This window comes from Pseudomonas sp. PH1b (assembly GCF_000633395.1).
GTDB lineage: Bacteria > Pseudomonadota > Gammaproteobacteria > Pseudomonadales > Pseudomonadaceae > Aquipseudomonas.
In genome coordinates this window covers 141,969-158,952 of the sequence record NZ_AYMU01000008.1, presented here as the reverse complement: position 1 = coordinate 158,952, position 16,984 = coordinate 141,969, and the positions used below count along the sequence as shown (strand labels likewise).

Genomic DNA, 16,984 nt, shown 5'->3' with positions numbered 1-16,984 from the left:
GCAAGCCCTGCATCGCCGGTGCCGACGCCTTCGCTGGCAAGCCAGCTCCTACGGCCCCAGCGCAATCGCGGCACTACCTGTGTAGGAGCCGGCTTGCCGGCGAAGAGGCCCGCAAGCCTTGCATCGCCGGTGCCGACGCCTTCGCTGGCAAGCCAGCTCCTACGGCCCCAGCGCAATCGCCGCAGTACCTGTGTAGGAGCCGGCTTGCCGGCGAAGAGTCCCGCAAGCCTTGCATCGCACCGGCCGACGCCTTCGCTGGCAAGCCAGCTCCTACGGCCTCAGCGCAATCGCGACGTTACCTGTGTAGGAGCCGGCTTGCCGGCGAAGAGTCCCGCAAGCCTTGCACCGCCGGTGCCGGCGCCTTCGCTGGCAAGCCAGCTCCTACGGCCCCCACGTATTCGCGGTGCACCCCGACAATCAATGCCCGACCAATTCCTCCAGCAGCTGCTCCTTGTAGCCCTGCAACACCGGGGAGCTGCGGTCCCGCGGATGGGGCAGGTCGACTCGAATCTCATGCTTGATCCGCCCCGGATGGGCGTCCATCACGATCACCCGGTCCCCCAGGTACAGCGCTTCTTCAATGTCATGGGTGACCATGATCACCGTGCAGCGCTGCTGCACCCAGATGCGTTGCAGCTCATGCTGCAAACGCACTCGGGTCAGGGCGTCCAGCGCCCCCAGGGGCTCATCCAGCAACAGCACCTTGGGCTGGTTGATCAGCGCCCGGGCAATCGCTCCCCGTTGCGCCATGCCGCCGGACAGCTGATGGGGATAGGCCTGCTCGAAGCCCTGCAGGTTGACCAGGGCAATATGCTCGGCCACCCGCTGCTGTTTTTCCGCTTCGGACAGGGGGTGGTTCTTCAGCGCCAGGGCAATGTTCTGGGCCAGGGTCATCCAGGGAAACAGCCGATGGTCCTGGAACACGATGCCGCGCTCCAGGCTGGTGCCGGTCACCGGCTTGCCATCCAGTAGCATCTGGCCCTGGTAGTCGCCTTCCAGGCCGACGATCAGCCGCAACAGGGTGGATTTGCCGCAGCCGCTGGCGCCGACAATGCTGATGAACTCGCCGGGGCGCACGTCAAGGTCGATGCCTTGCAGCACCGGCAGGGACTGGCCCTGGATCTGGTAGCGCTTGCTCAAGCCGCGGATTTCAAGGGCGCCGGACTGTTGCTGCTGGCGATGAAGTGGGGCGTGTTGGGCGATTGCATTCATGGGAGGGGCCTTAACGGGTTGGCCGCCAGCGCAGCAGGCGGCGGCTCAGAAGGGTCAGCAGCAGGGTCATCAGGTAGCCGCACAGGCCGATGCACAGCACACAGAGCACGATCACCTCCATGCGCGAGCCGGCCTCGGCATTCATCATCAGGTTGCCCAGGCCGGCACCGGAGGACAGGAACAGCTCGCTGCCCACCGCCGTCACCCAGGCAAAGGCCAGGGCCTGCAGCAGGCCGGTGGCAATGCTCGGCAGCGCCGCCGGCAGCAGGATGTGCCGCAACCGTTGCCAGGGCCCCAGCACCAGCACCTGGCCGACCTCGCGGTAGCGCGTCTCCAGCTGGCTGAAACCCTGATAGGTGTTGAGCACCATGGGGTAGAAAGCCGCCAGGCTGACGATCAGCATCTTGGAGAACTCGCCGTTGCCGAACCACATGGCGATCAGCGGAATCCAGCCGAGCATCGGCACCTGGCGGATGGCATGGAACAACGGGCCGATCAGACGGTTGGCCAGGGCCGACTGGGCCATCAGCGCCCCCAGCACCACCCCGGCCAGGGCGCCCAGCAGCAGGCCGCCACTGGCCCGCCCCAGGCTGGCCAGCAGGTTGACCAGCAGCTCGCCGTTACCCAGCAGCTCCAGCAGGGCACTGGCGATGGTGGACAGCGGCACAAAGGCATAGGCCCCGGCGGCGTCCTGGCGCGACAGGTATTCCCAGCCGCCGATCAGCAGCAGGGGCAGCAACAGACCGCGAAGCCGGGTCAGTAAAAATGTCATGGGAAGCTCCTAGCGGGTTTGCCAGCGCAGCACACGCCGCTCCAGGCGGCGCAAGGAAAAGTCCAGGGCAAAGCCGATCACCCCAGTGACCACTATCCCCACCATCACCACATCGATGCGCAGCATCTGCCGGGCCATCTCGATCATCTGCCCCAGGCCGCTGTCGGCGGCCAGCAGCTCGGTGGCCACCAGCACCACCCAGCAGCGGGTCAGGCCGATGCGCAGCCCGGTGATGATCGGTGGCGCGGCGGCGGGCAGGGCGATGTTCCACACCAGGGTCGGCCAGCGCAGACGGTAAACGTCGGCCACCTCGAAGTAACTGCGGGGAATGGCCTTGACCCCCTCGCTGGCGGCCAGGGCCACCGGAAAGAACGCGGTCTTGGCGACGATGACGATCTTGAAGGTTTCATCGATGCCCAACAGCAGCACGAACAGCGGGATCAGGGCGATGCTGGGGACCTGCCGCAGGGTATGGAACAGCGGCGCGCAGTAGGCCTCGACGCTTTTCGACAGGGCCATCAACACCCCGAACACCAGGCCGCCGAGGGCCCCCAGGGCAAAGCCCAGGCCCAGGCGCGACAGGCTGTTGTGCAAGTGCTCCAGCAGCTCGCCGCTGGCCAGCAGGGTTTCGAAGGTTTGCAGCACCTGGGCTGGGGGCACCAGCAGATTGCGCGGAAAAATCCCGGCGTCGGCCACCAGGGTCCAGAGCAGCAACAGGGCCAGGGGTGAGATCAGCCAGGTCAGGGAAGTGAGGATGCAGCGCAAGGAATGAGCCATGGCGGTTCTTATATCGGCGAAGTACCCGCTGCCTATCGCAAGACCTGTGCCATTCCACCCTTGTAGGAGCTGGCTTGCCAGCGAAGGCGTCATCCGGGGCGGTGCAAGGCTTGCGGGCCTCTTCGCCGGCAAGCCGGCTCCTACGGGGGAACTGCAGGGTCTGTCTGACGGCTGTAGGAGCTGGCTTGCCAGCGAAGGCGTCGGCCGGGGCGGTGCAAGGCTTGCGGGCCTCTTCGCCGGCAAGCCGGCTCCTACGGGGGAACTGCAGGGTCTATCTGGCGGCTGTAGGAGCTGGCTTGCCAGCGAAGGCGTCGGCCGGTGCGGTGCAAGGCTTGCGGGCCCCTTCGCCGGCAAGCCGGCTCCTACGGGGGGAATTGCAGGGTCTATCTGACGGCTGTAGGAGCTGGCTTGCCAGCGAAGGCGTTGGCCGGTGCGGTGCAAGGCTTGCGGGCCTCTTCGCCGGCAAGCCGGCTCCTACAGGAGGAGCGCCGCTGGTGCCTGGGCAGCAGTCACTGCTGCCAGGGCAACACCCCGGCAGCAGTCCGGCATCAGAAGTCGTAACTGAGGCTGGTGTAGTAGAACGCGCCCTGGGCGCCCTCGGGGCTGGTGATGGAGTATTTCGGCACGCCATACAATTGCGCCCCGGATGCCTTGTCCGGGTGGGTGTCGAACAGGTTGATGGCGCCCACGGACAGTTTCAGCGCTTTGTCGAAGCGGTAGGAAATGTCCAGGTCGGTCACCCACTGCGCGCTGTAGGTCTGGTCCAGGGTCGGGTTGCTGGCATTGAGGCTTTTCCATTGCCCGTAGCGTCGCTGGGCCAGGGTCAGGCCCCAGCTGTCGTACAGCCAGTTGGCGCTCAGGGTCAGCTTGTTCTTCGGCGTGCCGTCCTCGATCAGGCCCTGGGTGGTACGGCCGACAATCTGCGAGCCGGCGATGTTGCCCACGTCCCGCAGGGCGGTGATCCGGGTGTTGTTCTGGCTGTAGCCGCTGGACAGGTTCAGCCGCCCCCATTGCTGCAGGTCCAGTTGGTAGTTGCCGGTCAGCTCGACGCCATCGGTGCGGGTGTCGGCGACGTTGGTGTAGAACGCCGCGCTCTGGATGTTGGCGTACGGGGTGCCAGCGAAGATCGGCGCGACCACTGCGGCCGGCAATTGGTCGGACAGGGTGATGCGGTTGTCGATGTTGATCCGGTACGCATCCAGGGTCACCGAGGCGTTGGCCAGCGGGCGCCAGACCAGGCCCAGGGAGTAGTTGGTGGACTCTTCGGGTTTCAGTGCCTTGCCCCCCAGCAGCTTGGCCTCCGGGCTGTCGGCGCGCAGGGTGCGTTGCTGCACCTCGACGTAGTTGCCGCTGCCCGGCGGCTGTTCCACCACCTGCACGCTGAACGACGACAGCCCGCTCTGCACCAGGGACGGCGCCCGGTAGCCGGCGCTGGCGGTGGCCCGGGCGGCGAGTTGCGGGGTGAAGTCGTAGCGCAGCGACAGCTTGCCGTTGGTGGTGTCGCCAAAATCCGAATAGTGCTCGGTACGCACCGCGACCCCGGCCTGGAACTTCTCGGTGATCTGCCCTTCGACGTCGATGTAGGCGCCCCAGACCTTGCGCTCAAGGGATGCGGCGTCGACCTGGGTGATGCCCGAGTAGTAGCCGGGAATGCGCCGGCCGGTGACCGGGTCGGCGGTATTGAACAGCGGCCCGTTCTGCCAGCCCGCGGCTTCGCCGGCACTGAGCTCATAGTTCTCCTGGCGCCAGGCCAGGCCTGCCGACAGGGTCAGGGGCTTGAACAGCAGGTCGGTGGGGAAGTCCCGCACCCAGTCCAGGGTCAGGTTGGTCTGGTCGGCCTCGCGCTTGCCGGTGTAGATCTTCGCCGGGCTGGCGTCGCCCCAGCTGGGGTTGATGGCGTTGCGGTCGGTGGACTTGAGGCTGTTGTCGCCGTGGTTCAGGGCCAGGTCGAACTTGCCCAGGCGCTCGTCCTCATAGCGCAGGCCACCGGTCAGGGCATAGTCCTCCAGCGCGTAGCGGGTGATCGGCAGGCGGCCGTCGGGGTAGCGTTGCAGGGCGTCGCTGCCGTAGTTGTTGCGCAAGGTGGTGGGCGGGTCGAAAAAGCCTTCGGCGTCGGTGTTCTTGTGGGAGTAGGTGGCAAAGCCGTAGGCGGTCAGCCCCTCGCTCAGGCCGAACTCGCTGTTGGCGGCGAAGTTGTACTGGTCCGAGACACTGCCCGAGCCCCAGCGCCAGGTGCGGTAGCGGTTGTTCTGTTCCCGGGGGGTGCTGGTGCTGGTGGAACCGGGATAGAAAATCCGGTTGTCGGGATTGGTGTCACTGGCCGGGTCCTGGCTGCCGGCGTCGAAGCTCAGGGTCAGGAAGCCGTCGTTGGGCAGGCTGAAACCCTTCCAGCCGCTGAGCTTGCGCTGCAGGCCGTCGCCCTTGTCGTAGCCGCCGAAGCGGTAGCCAAGGTTGCCGCCGTCGTCCTTTTCCTTGAGCACGATATTGATCACCCCGGCGATGGCGTCGGAGCCGTATTGCGCTGCCGCGCCGTCGCGCAGGATCTCCACCCGCTCGATGGCGCTCAGGGGGATCAGGCTCAGGTCCACGGCCGCCGCGCCGCGGCCGTTGACCAGGCTCTGGCGGGTGACGTTGGCGCTGGTGTGGCGGCGCTTGCCGTTGACCAGCACCAGTACCTGATCCGAGGCCAGGCCGCGCAGGGACGCGCCCTGGGCGATGGACCCGGAGAAGGCGCCCTGGGGCGACTGCGGGTAGCTGAACGAAGGCGAGAGGGCGGTGAGGGCGCCGGACAGGTCGCTGGCGCCGGTCTGCTGCAACTGCGTGGCGGACAGCACGTCCACCGGCGCGGCGCTTTCCAGGGCGGTGACATCACTGCGCCGGGTGCCCAGCACCACCACGGTGTCCAGGTGATCGGCGCTGGCGCCGGGGGCATTGCTTGAGGCTTGGGCAGCGAGCGTGGGCACGGCAAGGCTGCCGACGACCAGCGCCACGGCGCCGGCCAACGGATGGCGATGGAACATGGTTGGATTCCTTCTGAAATGGATGACCCCAACCGGCCCATGGGAGCTGGCTTACCAGCGAAGGCGTCGTCATGGACGGCGCAAGGCTTGCGGGCCTCTTCGCCGGCAAGCCGGCTCCTACAGGGTGGATGTGGGCGGTGGTTAGCGATACCGGCAGCCCGGAAATCAGGGTTCGGGTTCTCGCTCCCGTAGGAGCTGGCTTGCCAGCGAAGGCGTCGTCATGGACGGCGCAAGGCTTGCGGGCCTCTTCGCCGGCAAGCCGGCTCCTACAGGGTGCGGCGGTGGTTAGCGATACCGGCGGCCCGGAAATCAGGGTTCGGGTTCTCGCTCCCGTAGGAGCTGGCTTGCCAGCGAAGGCGTCCGCATGGACAGCGCAAGGCTTGAAGGCCTGTTCGCCGGCAAGCCGGCTCCTAGCGGAAAGGGCGCGCGGTGCTGCGGCGTCAGAAGCGGCTGGTGACGCTCAGGCCTACGGTGCGCGGGTCGCCGTAGGTGATGACGTATTGCCCCAGGGTGCCGTTGGGCCGGCCATGGACCTGGTAGCGGCGGTCGGTGAGGTTGTTGACGAAGCCGGTGACGCTGAGCTTTTCATCCGGGCTGAACCAGGTCAGGCGGCTGTTGGCCAGGGTGTAGTGGGGTTGGCTCAGGGTCTTGTCGGCGCTGCTCTGGCGGTCGGCGAGGAAGTATTCCTTGTCGCGGAAACTCACGTCGCCACCGGCCACCAGCTTGCCGCCGATCTCCAGGGGAATGGTGTAGTCGGCCCCCAGGGACACTACGTTGCGCGGCGAACGCACGAAGCTGTTGCCGCTGTAGTCGCCGGTGATCGCGCCGGTGTTGGGGTTGGTGTTCTTGAAGTCGGTGTACTCGGTATCCAGGAACGAGATTGCCGCCCGCAGGTGCAGGTAGTCGGTGGGCTGGCCTTCCAGCTCCAGCTCGGCGCCCTTGACCTTGCCCTTGGCGCCATTGGTCAGGGCGGTGGTGAGCACGCCGTTGTTGACCGTCAGCAGGTTCACCTGGATGTCCGAGTAGTCGTAGTAGAAGACGTTGGCGTTGGCCGTCAGGCGGTGGTTGAACCATTCCGACTTGAGGCCGATCTCGTAGGCGTCCAGCTGTTCCGGGTCCACCGTGGTCAGCTGCGCCAGGCTGGTGGACAGCCCGGTATTGAAGCCCCCGGAGCGGAAGCCGTGGGCATAGCGGAAGAACACCCGGACGTTGTCGTTGATCCGGTATTCCGGGGTCAGGTCGTAGGTCCAGGCTTCCCAGGTCTTGCTCTCGTCGCGGCTGCCATTGCTGCCGGCGGCGCCCAGGGGAATCAGCGGGCCGTTGGCGGTGGCCCGGGTCAGCTGGGTCAGGTCCAGGTCGATGTCTTTCTTTTCCTGGGTCCAGCGCAGGCCACCGGTGACGGTGAAGTTGTCGGTGAAGTCGTAGGTCAGGTTGCCGAACAGCGCGTAGCTGTCGGTGGTGTGCTGGTAGTTGAGGTCGCGAAAGTCGGTGGCGCCGCCGGTCTGGTTGGAGCCGCTGCCATTGGGCGTGGGGCCCGGGGTGATGAGGCGCTTGGCCGAGCTGTCGAGGTCCTCATGGAAGTAGTGCACGCCTGCCAGCCAGCGCAGGGTTTCTTGCTGTGGCGAAGCCAGGCGCAGTTCCTGGGAGTACTGGTTGTAGCGGTTGTCGCTGATGGCCGCGCCATTGACCTCGTAGGGGGTGTAGTCGGCGTCGCTGGTGGACTGCCCGCGAATGTAGTCGTAGGCGCTGATGGAGGTCAGGGTGTAGTCCCCCAAGCGCCAGTTCAGGGTCAGGGACGTGCCGTCGTGATCGAGCTTGGCGTCCTCGTTGACGTTGAGGGCGATGTTGCGCCCCGCGGGTCGCTGGTAGCCGACGTTGTAGTAGCGTCCCACCGGCAGCGAGCCGTTGCTGCCGTCGCCCTTGTATTCACGGGCATGGACCTTCAGCAGGGCGTCCAGGTCCGGGTTGAGCTTGGCCAGGAACTGCAGGCGCAGGGCCTTCTTGTCGACGTCGCCGTAGGTATGGTCGTCGGTGAGGTTCTTCTGGAAGCCGTCGCGCTCTTCCGAATACAGCGACAGCCGCGCCGCCAGCCGGTCATCCACCAGGGCGCCGCCGATGGCGCCATTGAGGATGCGCTCGCTCTTGCTGCCGATGCCCAGGGTGCCGTAGCCGTCGGTGTCGAAGGTCGGCTTCTTGGAAATCACGTTGACCGCACCGGCGGTGGTGTTCTTGCCGTACAGGGTGCCCTGGGGGCCGCGCAGGATCTCGATGCGCTCCAGGTCGAACAACGGCCCGCCACCGGCAATCGGCGCATTGAGGTAGACGTCATCGGCGTAGATGCCCACCGGGAACACCGTGGCGGCCCCGGTATCACCGGTGCCCAGGCCGCGGATATACCAGCGCGGCCGGCCGTCACCGTCGGGGTTCTTGGCCGAGGCGTTGGGAATGAAAGTGGTGATGTCGCCCATGTTGCGCACCCCGTCGGTCACCAGGCTGGTGCCCTGGACTGCCGACACCGCCACCGGAACCTCTTGCAGGGTTTCCTCCCGGTGCTGGGCGGTGACGGTCACGGTCTTCAAGGCCGGCTCGGTGCTGTTCCTGGTGGTGTCGGCCTCGGTGGTTTCAGCGGCCAGTGAAGCCTGGCTGAATGAGCTCCCGGTGAGGGCTAGCGCCAGCCATAGACTCTTGGTGATCGGATTAAGCGTATGCATGTGAATCTCCCCCATTTAAAGTTTCGCTGAAGGGGCAGGAGCAGAGATCGTGCCAAGAGTTTTTTATGGCTGTTTTGAATTGCTAAGTGATTGAAAACAAATGATTAAAGCCAAAGGCTTGGGCCGTGAAAACGGCAACTTGCGCCGAGGCGAACAGCCGCATTTGAGAGGGGGTAAAACACCTGCGGTGGATTCAGCAGAAGTTGCTGGGTGGCTGCTGCTGGAGCAGCACCGCGTACCCCGCGAAATGCTGCCTCACCAACACAAGCGCAAGAGCCGGTTTGCCGGCGAAGAGGCCTTCGAGCCTTGTGTCGAACTGGCGGACGCCTTCGCTGGCAAGCCAGCTCCTACGGCTGGCGCGATAGCGGCGTCGTTCTTGTAGGAGCCGGCTTGCCGGCGAAGAGGACTTCGAACCTTGCGCCGAACAGACGGACGCCTTCGCTGGCAAGCCAGCTCCTACAGGTCCCAGGTGATTGCGGTGTTTCCCCCGTAGGAGCCGGCTTGCCGGCGAAGGGGCCTTCGAGCCTTGCGCCGAACTGGCGGACGCCTTCGCTGGCAAGCCAGCTCCTACAGGTCCCGGGTGATTGCGGTGTTCCCCGGTAGGGGCCGGCTTGCCGGCGGGTCAGACAGCTACTCGGGAGGTGGAGCCGATGACCGTCTCCAGCACGCTGAAGTCGATCCATTCCCGTACATCGAAACGTCGGGGAATGAACTGCCAGCGGTGCAGGAAGTCGGTGAAGTCCTGCAAGGCTTCGATGGACCGCGCATCCAGGGTGGTACGCAGGCGCCGGTGGGCATCCTCGCCATAGGCCGCCGCCACCCAGTACTCGCTGGTGTTCAGCTCTCGGGCGAGAAAGCGCCGGGTTTCCTCGGGGTTGGCCCAGGCCCATTGCTCGGTGCGCAATACGGTGTCGACGATTTTCACACTGGCATCGAAGTGCTCGCGCAGCAGATGGGTGTCCACGGTCAGGGTCCGTGGGGTGCCGTTGTTGGAGCGGATCAGCGGGTCGGGGTGGGAGCCGGTGTCCACCACCACTTGCAGGCCGAACTCGTTGGCCAGGTGCACGGCGTGGGCACCCTTGAGGAAGATCGCGTCGATGTCGCCGCGCAGCAGGCCGATCAGTTCGTTGTTGCGGCGGCTGAAGCGGGTCACCCCGAGGCTGACTTCGGAACCGTACAGGTGCTGTTTCTGCTCATCGCTGTAGGTGCCGCCGTAGGGGTAATCCACCAGTTCGACGTCACTGACTTCCAGGCCTTCGAGCCTGAGGGCGTTCTCCAGGCCGCGCAGGGCCTGGGCCCGAGTGAAGTCGATCTGTACGTTGGCCCACTTGGGCAGGCCGAAGCGCCGGTTCTTCAGGTCGCGGATGCTCTTCACGCCGCTTTCGGCGGTGGTCAGGATCAACTGCACCTCGTCGCTCCAGGACAAGCCCAGAACCCGGGTTTGCACGCCGCTGGAGTAGGCCCAGATGGCCGGGATGTTGCCGCCGTGGCGCACCGAGTTCTGCAGGTGGTGGTCGTAGTGGGCCTCGCGCACCTCGCGTTCGCTGGATTCGCGCAGGGATTGGATATTGGTGCCGAACGGCAGGAAGGCCTCGGCCAGGCGTCCGGACTGTACCGCGATGCCGAGCCCGGTGGGCACCGGGCTGTGGGTGTACCAGAGGGTATCGAGTGGTTTGCTCATAAGGGTCTTCAGTTCGAATCCATGAAACCTGGCGCGGTCAGCCGGCCAGAGCGGTAGGGGTAGCCAGCAGCGCATCCAGCGGCCGGCGGTCGATCCATTGGCGTACGTCGACCTGTTGCGGGATGAAGCGCCAGCGCCGCAGGAAGGCGCTGAAGTCTTGCAGCGCAGCGATGGCCTGTTCATCCAGGCCGGTGCGCAGGCGCAGGTGGGCGTCGTCGCCATAGGCGGCGCTGACCCAGTACTCGCTGCTGTTGGTTTCCCGGGCCAGGTAGCGGCGGGTGTCTTCCGGGTGCCTGTGGGCCCAGTCTTCGGCCTTCAGCACCGCGCCGAGAATGCCCTGTGCAACGTCGAAGTGCTGCTCCAGCAGATGACTGTCCACCGTCAGGGTGCGTGGCGTGCCGTTGTTGCAGCGGATCAGCGGGTCAGGGTGGGCGCCGGTGTCGATCAGGGTGCGCAGGCCGAACTCGTGGGCGTGGCGGGCGGCGCTGGCGCCCTTGAGAAAGATCGCGTCGACCTCGCCCCGCAGCAGGCCCTGCAGTTCCAGGTTGCGGCCACTGGCCGGCTGGGCGCTGACCGGGGTGTCGGCCAGGGTCTGCACCTGCGGGTCGCTGAAGGTGCCGCCGTAGCGGTAGTTCACCAGTTGCAGGTCGCCCACTTGCAGGCCCTCCAGGCCCAGGGCGTTTTCCAGGCCGCGCAGGGCCTGGGCCCGGGTGAAGTCGATCTGCGCCGCGGCCCAGTCGGGCAAGCCGAAACGCCGGCCCTTGAGCTGCTTGATGCTGTGAATGCCGCTGTCGGCGCGGGTCAGGATCAACTGCACCTCGTCGGCCCAGGACAGGCCGATCAACCGGGTTTCCCGGCCCTGGGCCCGGGCCCACAGGGCCGGGATGCTGCCGCCGTGGCGCACCGAGTTGCGCAGGCTGTGGTCGAAGTGGGATTCACGCACGGCCTGGTCGGCGGACTCGCGCAGCGACTGCACTTGGGTGCCCAGGGCACTGAGGCTGTCCTGCAGCCAGCCTTGCTGCACGGCGATGCCCAGGCCAGTGGGGACCGGGCAGCGGGTGTACCAGAGGGTGTCCAGAGGATGAGACATGAACGAGCTCCTTAAGGCGTCAGGCACGCGCCTGCAAGGGCGTCGCCTGGGCGACGGGGCGTTGCTGCACCAGGGGCAGCACTTCCTGGCCGATGCGCAAGGCTTCTTCCAGGTGCGGGTTGCCGGCCAGGATGAAGGTGGAGAAACCGGCGTCGCGGTACTCCGCCAGGCGTTCGGCGATGTTCTGGTGGCTGCCCACCAGGCCCACGGTGGGGCCGGGCTTGGCCTTGGCGAAGCCGGCCCAGAGGTTGGGGCCGAGGATCAGGTCGTCGAAACGGTCGATATTCTGGTGATAGGCGGTCTGTCGGGCGCCGCCGACGGAGTCGGAACCGCTGGTGAAGTTCTTGGCGATCAGGCTGCTGTTGCCTTCGAGCCTGTCGAACTGGCGGCGCAGGTCGGCCCAGGCCCGCTCCTCGGTTTCCCGGGCGAACAGGTCGACCCGCAGGCCGAAGCGCACCGTGCGCCCCTGTTTGTCCGCCAGCTCGCGAACCCGTTCGATATGCGGCTTGAGCTGGTCGATGGGCTCGGCCCAGTTGAGGTAGACGTCGGCATGCTTGGCCGCCACGTCCAGGGCCGCGTCGGAGAAACCGGAAAAGTACACCCCGGGCTTGCGTTCATGTTGCAGGCCCGGGGGCAGGGCGCCGTTCTCCAGCTGGTAGATATCGCCCTCATAGGAGAAGCGCTCGTTGTCCCAGAGACCCTGGATGATGTCGAGGAACTCGCCGGTGCGCTGGTAGCGCCGGTCATGGTCCAGGTAATCGCCGTTGGCCCGCTGGCTGACCGGGTTGCCGCCGGTGATGATGTTCCAGTCCAGGCGGCCGTGGCTGAGGTTCTGCAGGATCGCCGCCTGCTGGGCGGCATAGGCGGGCAGGGTCCAGGTGGCCTGGAAGGCGATCAAAAAACGGATGCGCCGGGTTTCCCGGGCCAGGGCCGCGGCGGCGATCCACGGCTCGGGGCCGGTGGGCAGCAGCGCACCCTCGAAGCCGGCGAGCTCGGCGGCCTTGGCCACCTGGGCGATGTAGTCGATGTAGGTGAAACCGTCGGCCTCGCCGTTGGGCAAACGCCCGGGGGCGATATGCCCGGGACGGTGCTGGGGGTTGCCGCGATTGTGTTTGTCGGTGCTCAACTGCGGACCGTCGGTGCCCAGCGGCAGGCGCCAGAAAAATTCAGTGCTCATGGGTGCTCCTGATTCAGTAACGCGTTGCGCCGCGCGGGTGCGAAGACGCCTACAGGAGTGGTTGCAACGGCCATGCCATGGGCCGCTGAGGCCTCTGGCAAGGGGATTGAGGGGCCATGCCAGCGGCCTTGGCGAGGGCGAGTGCTGCTGTAGCAGCACCTGGTCAGCAACCGTTGCTGAGCGCGCAACAGAGGCGCCGCCGCCCAATACCCCCGTAGGAGCCGGCTTGCCGGCGAAGGGGGCCTTGAGTCTTGTGCTGCCCTTGCGGGCGCCTTCGCTGGTAAGCCAGCTCCTACGGCTGGTGCGATAGCGGCGTCGTTCTTGTAGGAGCCGGCTTGCCGGCGAAGAGGCCCTTGAGCCTTTTGCTGTCCTTGCGGACGCCTTCGCTGGCAAGCCAGCTCCTACGGCTGGCGCGATAGCGGCGTCGTTCTTGTAGGAGCCGGCTTGCCGGCGAAGAGGCCCTTGAGCCTTGTGCTGTCCTTGCGGGCGGCTTCGCTGGCAAGCCAGCTCCTACAGCTGGCGCAGTAGCGGCGTCGTTCTTGTAGGAGCCGGCTTGCCGGCGAAGAGGCCCTTGAGTCTTGTGCTGCCCTTGCGGACGCCTTCGCTGGCGAGCCAGCTCCTACAGCTGGCGCGATAGCGGCGGTGCTTTTGTCGGCGCGGGCTTGTCGGCGAAAGGGGCTGCGGGGGTTGCGCCGCCGGGCTGGTCGGCGCTGCGCAGGTAAGCCTGGTACAACGCCGCATAGGCACCGTTCTGCCGGATCAACTGTTGATGCGGCCCCTGTTCCACCAGCCGGCCATGGCGGATCACGGCTATCCGGTCGGCGTCGCGGATGGTCGCCAGGCGGTGGGCGATGATGATCGCCGTGCGCCCTTCGCACAGCCGGCGCAGGGCGCGCTGAATGCGCTGCTCGGTGTGGATGTCCACCGCCGAGGTGGCTTCGTCCAGGACCAGCACCGCCGGGTTGGCCAGGTAGGCCCGTACCAGGCACACCAGTTGCCGCTGGCCATGGCTCAAATGCCCGCCCAGGGGGCCGACCTCGCTGTGGTACTGGTGCGGCAGGCGCTCCAGCACTTCGTCCGCGCCCAGCTCCCGGGCCGCCGCGATCAGGGTCGCGTCATCGGCGTCGGGAGCCGCCAGGCGCAGGTTGTCGAGGATGCTGCCGCTGAACAGCACATTGTCCTGCAGCACCACGCCCACGGCCCGGCGCAGGTCATGCTGGGCCAGTTGCCGGATGTCGATGCCGTCGAGCTTCACGGCGCCGCCCTGGACGTCGTAGAAGCGCGTCAGCAATTGCACCAGGGTGCTTTTGCCGTGACCCGAGGGGCCGACGATCGCCAGCACTTCCCCGGCCGCAATCTGCAGGTCCAGGTCATGGATCACCGGGGTCGGGCTGTTGGGGTCATAGGCGAAGCGCACCTGTTCGAAGCTGACGTCGCCCCGTGGACGCTGCAAGGGGTGCGGCTTGTGCGGGTCGAGGACCTGGGGCCGGGTATCGAGCAGCAGGAAGATCCGCTGGGCCGAGGCCGAGCCGGTGGCATAGCGCTCGAACAGGTCGGACAGTTCCTGCAAGGGGCCGAGAAACAGAAACACGTAGAACAGGCTTTCCGCCACCTGGCCCACGCTGACTTGCGCACTGGCCAGGCCAAAGGCGCCCACCAGCAACAGCGCGGCCATGCCGGCGGAGCTGAGCAGGGCGGTGAACGGGGCGAACCAGCTGGAGCGCAGGCTGCCGCGGATCAGCGCTTGATTGAAGTCCTCCAGCAGGCCGCGATAGCGCTGCAAGTTGCGCCCTTGCTGGCCGCATTGCTGGAGCATGCGCACGCCGCTGACGCTTTCCACCAGGTGCGCGGTGAAACGGCTGCGGTTCTCCGCGACCTTGGCCCAGTTGCGCTGGGAGATACGCTTGAACCCCCAGGTCGCCACTGCCAGCAGCGGCACCGTGGCCGCCAGGCTGAGGAAGAATCGCGGGTCGATGCGCCACAGCATCACCGCGGCCAGCCCGCAGCGCAGCAGGGCCCCCAACAGCTCCGGCGGGCCCTGGATCAACAGCGGCTCCAGGCTGTCGACGTCGCGGTCGGCGCGGGAAATGATCCGTCCGGCACGGGTCTGGTCGAAGTAGCTGATGCTCAGGGCCTGGACATGGGCGAAGACCTTGATTCGCAGGTCGTTGAGCACCCGGATCGCCGCGCTGCCGGCGACGAACTGTGACAGCCCGGCGAGGACAAAGCGCCCCAGCCAGCTGGCCGCCAGCCCCAGTCCCAGCCACAGCAGCAGCGACTCGTCCAGCCACCAGTGCCCCTGGTCGAGCACCAACCCATGGTCCAGCAGTTCACGGACGAACCAGGGCCGCAGAAAGACCGTGAACACCAGCAGCAGCTCGATGCCGATCACGCCCAGGATGGCCCCGCGAATCGGTCGCAACAGGGGCAGCAGGCGGGAAAACATGCTGCGGTCCAGGGCCTGCCTGGCGAGCATTTCTTCTATTTCGATGTCGCTCAGGGCCTTGCCGGCGATTGGGTTAGCCATGGTCGATTCCCAGCAGTTCGCGGTAGTGCGCGTTGGTGTTCAAAAGGTCGGCGTGACGGCCGCTGGCGCTGATGCGCCCGTCCTGGAGCAGCAGTACCCGGTCCGCCAGGAGAATGGTCGAGAGCTTGCTGGAGATCAGCAGCAGGGTGGTGGCTCGGCCCTGGTCCCGGCGCAGTTGGCGGATGTTGTGCAGCACCTGGCGTTCGCTGATGGCATCCAGGGCACTGGTGGCGTCGTCCAGGCAGAGAATGTCCGGCTCGCCGAGCAGGGCCCGGGCCAGGCTCAAGCGCTGGCGCTGGCCGCCGGACAGGGTCACCCCGCGATCGCCGAGCCGGCTGTCCAGCCCTTGGGGCAGGCGTTCGAGTACCTCTTCGGCGGCCGCCAGGGCCAGGCCCTGGCGCAGTTGCCGGTCGCTGGCAGCGGGGGCGCTCAGGCGCAGGTTGGCGGCCAGGGTGTCGGAAAACAGAAAGCTTTCCTGGGGCACCACATGCACTCGGCGCCGCAGTTGGTCCAGGTCCAGGTCGCGCACGTCCTGCCAGCCGCTCTGTTCGCAACCCAGCAGCAGGCGGCCTGCGCCGACATCCGTGAGGCGCGGCAGCAGGCTGGCCAGCAGGCTCTTGCCGGTGCCGGTGGCGCCGACCAGGGCGACGATCTCGCCGGGCTGCAAGGTCAGGGAGCAGTGCTCGAGGATCTGCCGGCCACCGCCCGGAGCGCAGACGCTGACCTCTTCCAGCTTCAGCCCCAGAGGCGTCTGTGGCAGCAGGGCCGTGCCGCTGCGAATGCCGGCCGGCTCATCCAGCAGGTGCCAGATGCGTTCGGCGCTGGAGCGGGCGTCGGCGAAGGTCTGCATCACCCGGCCAATGCCCTCGATGCGAAACACCAGGGTGGTGACGATCAACAGCGCGCTGACCAGCTCGCCGATTGCCAATTGCCCGGCCGCCACCTGGTGGGCGCCGTATACCAGGACCCACACATGGCTGAGGGCGACCACCGCTTGGGGCAGGGGAATCCGCGAGCTGGAATAGGCCAGGGCCCGGCGTGCCTGTTCGGCGAACAGCGCGACCTGGGCGGCAAAGCCCTGGACACGGCTGTGCTCCAGGGCGAAGGACTTGATCACCCGCACGCCGCCGATGCCCTCGCTGAGGTCCTGGTTGACCCGGTCGTAGGCGGCACCCACGGCGCGGTCCAGGCTCACCAGATGCCCGGTCTGGCGCACGAAAATCCACAGCCCACAGGCGGTCAGCAACAACGGCACCACGCCGAGCCAGGGGCTGTACCAGCTCAGCAGGCCGACGGTGGCCAGCACCACCAGGGGCGTCTCCACCACCTGGCGCCAGAAACTGATCAGGGCATCGCGGACCTTGTCCGCATCGCGGGTGGTGCGGGTGATCATCTCGCCCATGCCGTGCTGCCAGTGGTAGCCCAGGTGCAGGCCCTGGACCTGCTGCAGGATGCGTTCGCGCAGGCGGGTCAACAGCTCCTGGCTGAGCACCAGGGACAAGACGCTGGCGGCGTACTGCAATACGCCACGGCCCAGGGCCACCGCCAGCATCAGCCACAACCAGTACCAGCCGAGGCGGGCGTCCAGGCTACCGTCTGCCAGACGCTGCACCGCCCGCCCGGCACTGACATCGTTGATTGCATGGCCGATCAGCCACTGCTGCCAGACCAGCCCCAGATTGACCGCGATATAGAGCAGCGCCACCAGGGCGAAGCGCCAGGGCATTTCCCGGTAGATCGCCAAGGCGCGCAAGAGAGGGTGTTTTTCGATCATGCAGGGCTCATTCAAAAAAGTCGGACACCCCCGTAGGAGCCGGCTTGCCGGCGAAGAGGCCCTTGAGCCTTGCATCGCTCTTGCAGGCGCCTTCGCTGGCAAGCCAGCTCCTACAGCAGACAGATAGATCCCGCAGTCCCCGTAGGAGCCGGCTTGCCGGCGAAGAGGCCCTTGAGCCTTGCATCGCTCTTGCAGACGCTTTCGCTGGCAAGCCAGCTCCTACAGCAGTCAGATGGATCCCGC

At 66.6% G+C, this 16,984-nt stretch carries 11 protein-coding genes; 1 reads left to right on the top strand and 10 read right to left on the bottom strand.

What is annotated here, in order from left to right; genetic code table 11:
- Positions 1 to 417: 417 nt before the first annotated feature.
- The 5 genes from U873_RS0115035 to U873_RS0115010 form a co-directional block, all read right to left on the bottom strand.
- A complete protein-coding gene (locus tag U873_RS0115035; protein ID WP_025129046.1) occupies positions 418 to 1,212 on the bottom strand; it encodes an ABC transporter ATP-binding protein in 795 nt (264 codons plus the stop codon).
- 10 nt (positions 1,213 to 1,222) lie between these two features.
- Positions 1,223 to 1,984 carry an ABC transporter permease gene (locus U873_RS0115030; RefSeq protein ID WP_025129045.1) on the bottom strand — a complete coding sequence of 254 codons (762 nt, stop codon included), beginning with the start codon at positions 1,982 to 1,984 and terminating at the stop codon, positions 1,223 to 1,225.
- A 9-nt stretch (positions 1,985 to 1,993) separates the two neighbouring features.
- The gene (locus tag U873_RS0115025; RefSeq protein ID WP_025129044.1) at positions 1,994 to 2,761 is read right to left on the bottom strand and encodes an ABC transporter permease; all 768 of its coding nucleotides are present in this window, start codon (positions 2,759 to 2,761) and stop codon (positions 1,994 to 1,996) included.
- Positions 2,762 to 3,309: 548 nt separating this feature from the next.
- Positions 3,310 to 5,781 carry a TonB-dependent siderophore receptor gene (locus tag U873_RS0115015; RefSeq protein WP_025129042.1) on the bottom strand — a complete coding sequence of 824 codons (2,472 nt, stop codon included), beginning with the start codon at positions 5,779 to 5,781 and terminating at the stop codon, positions 3,310 to 3,312.
- Positions 5,782 to 6,221: 440 nt separating this feature from the next.
- Positions 6,222 to 8,492: a TonB-dependent receptor gene (locus U873_RS0115010; RefSeq protein WP_025129041.1), complete on the bottom strand. Its 2,271-nt coding sequence runs from the start codon at positions 8,490 to 8,492 to the stop codon at positions 6,222 to 6,224.
- A gap of 100 nt (positions 8,493 to 8,592) precedes the next feature.
- Here U873_RS0115010 and U873_RS36955 point away from each other — a divergent pair, with 100 nt between their 5' ends.
- Positions 8,593 to 8,874: a hypothetical protein gene (locus U873_RS36955; RefSeq protein ID WP_025129040.1), complete on the top strand. Its 282-nt coding sequence runs from the start codon at positions 8,593 to 8,595 to the stop codon at positions 8,872 to 8,874.
- A gap of 240 nt (positions 8,875 to 9,114) precedes the next feature.
- On the opposite strand, the gene U873_RS0115000 is transcribed toward U873_RS36955, so the two are convergent.
- The 5 genes from U873_RS0115000 to U873_RS0114980 all read right to left on the bottom strand — a co-directional run bounded on the left by U873_RS0115000 (position 9,115) and on the right by U873_RS0114980 (position 16,741).
- Positions 9,115 to 10,173, bottom strand: coding sequence for an ABC transporter substrate-binding protein (locus tag U873_RS0115000; protein WP_025129039.1), 1,059 nt, complete (start codon positions 10,171 to 10,173; stop codon positions 9,115 to 9,117).
- A gap of 37 nt (positions 10,174 to 10,210) precedes the next feature.
- Positions 10,211 to 11,263 carry an ABC transporter substrate-binding protein gene (locus tag U873_RS0114995; protein ID WP_025129038.1) on the bottom strand — a complete coding sequence of 351 codons (1,053 nt, stop codon included), beginning with the start codon at positions 11,261 to 11,263 and terminating at the stop codon, positions 10,211 to 10,213.
- Positions 11,264 to 11,282: 19 nt separating this feature from the next.
- Entirely contained in the window at positions 11,283 to 12,440 is a 1,158-nt protein-coding gene (locus U873_RS0114990; RefSeq protein ID WP_025129037.1) for an LLM class flavin-dependent oxidoreductase, read from the bottom strand.
- Between the two features lie 619 nt (positions 12,441 to 13,059).
- Positions 13,060 to 14,967 (bottom strand): ABC transporter ATP-binding protein, encoded by a 1,908-nt coding sequence (locus U873_RS0114985; RefSeq protein ID WP_025129036.1) that lies wholly within the window; start codon positions 14,965 to 14,967, stop codon positions 13,060 to 13,062.
- Positions 14,960 to 16,741: an ABC transporter ATP-binding protein gene (locus tag U873_RS0114980; RefSeq protein WP_025129035.1), complete on the bottom strand. Its 1,782-nt coding sequence runs from the start codon at positions 16,739 to 16,741 to the stop codon at positions 14,960 to 14,962. The genes U873_RS0114985 and U873_RS0114980 overlap by 8 nt, the downstream gene beginning before the upstream one ends.
- Positions 16,742 to 16,984: the final 243 nt, after the last annotated feature.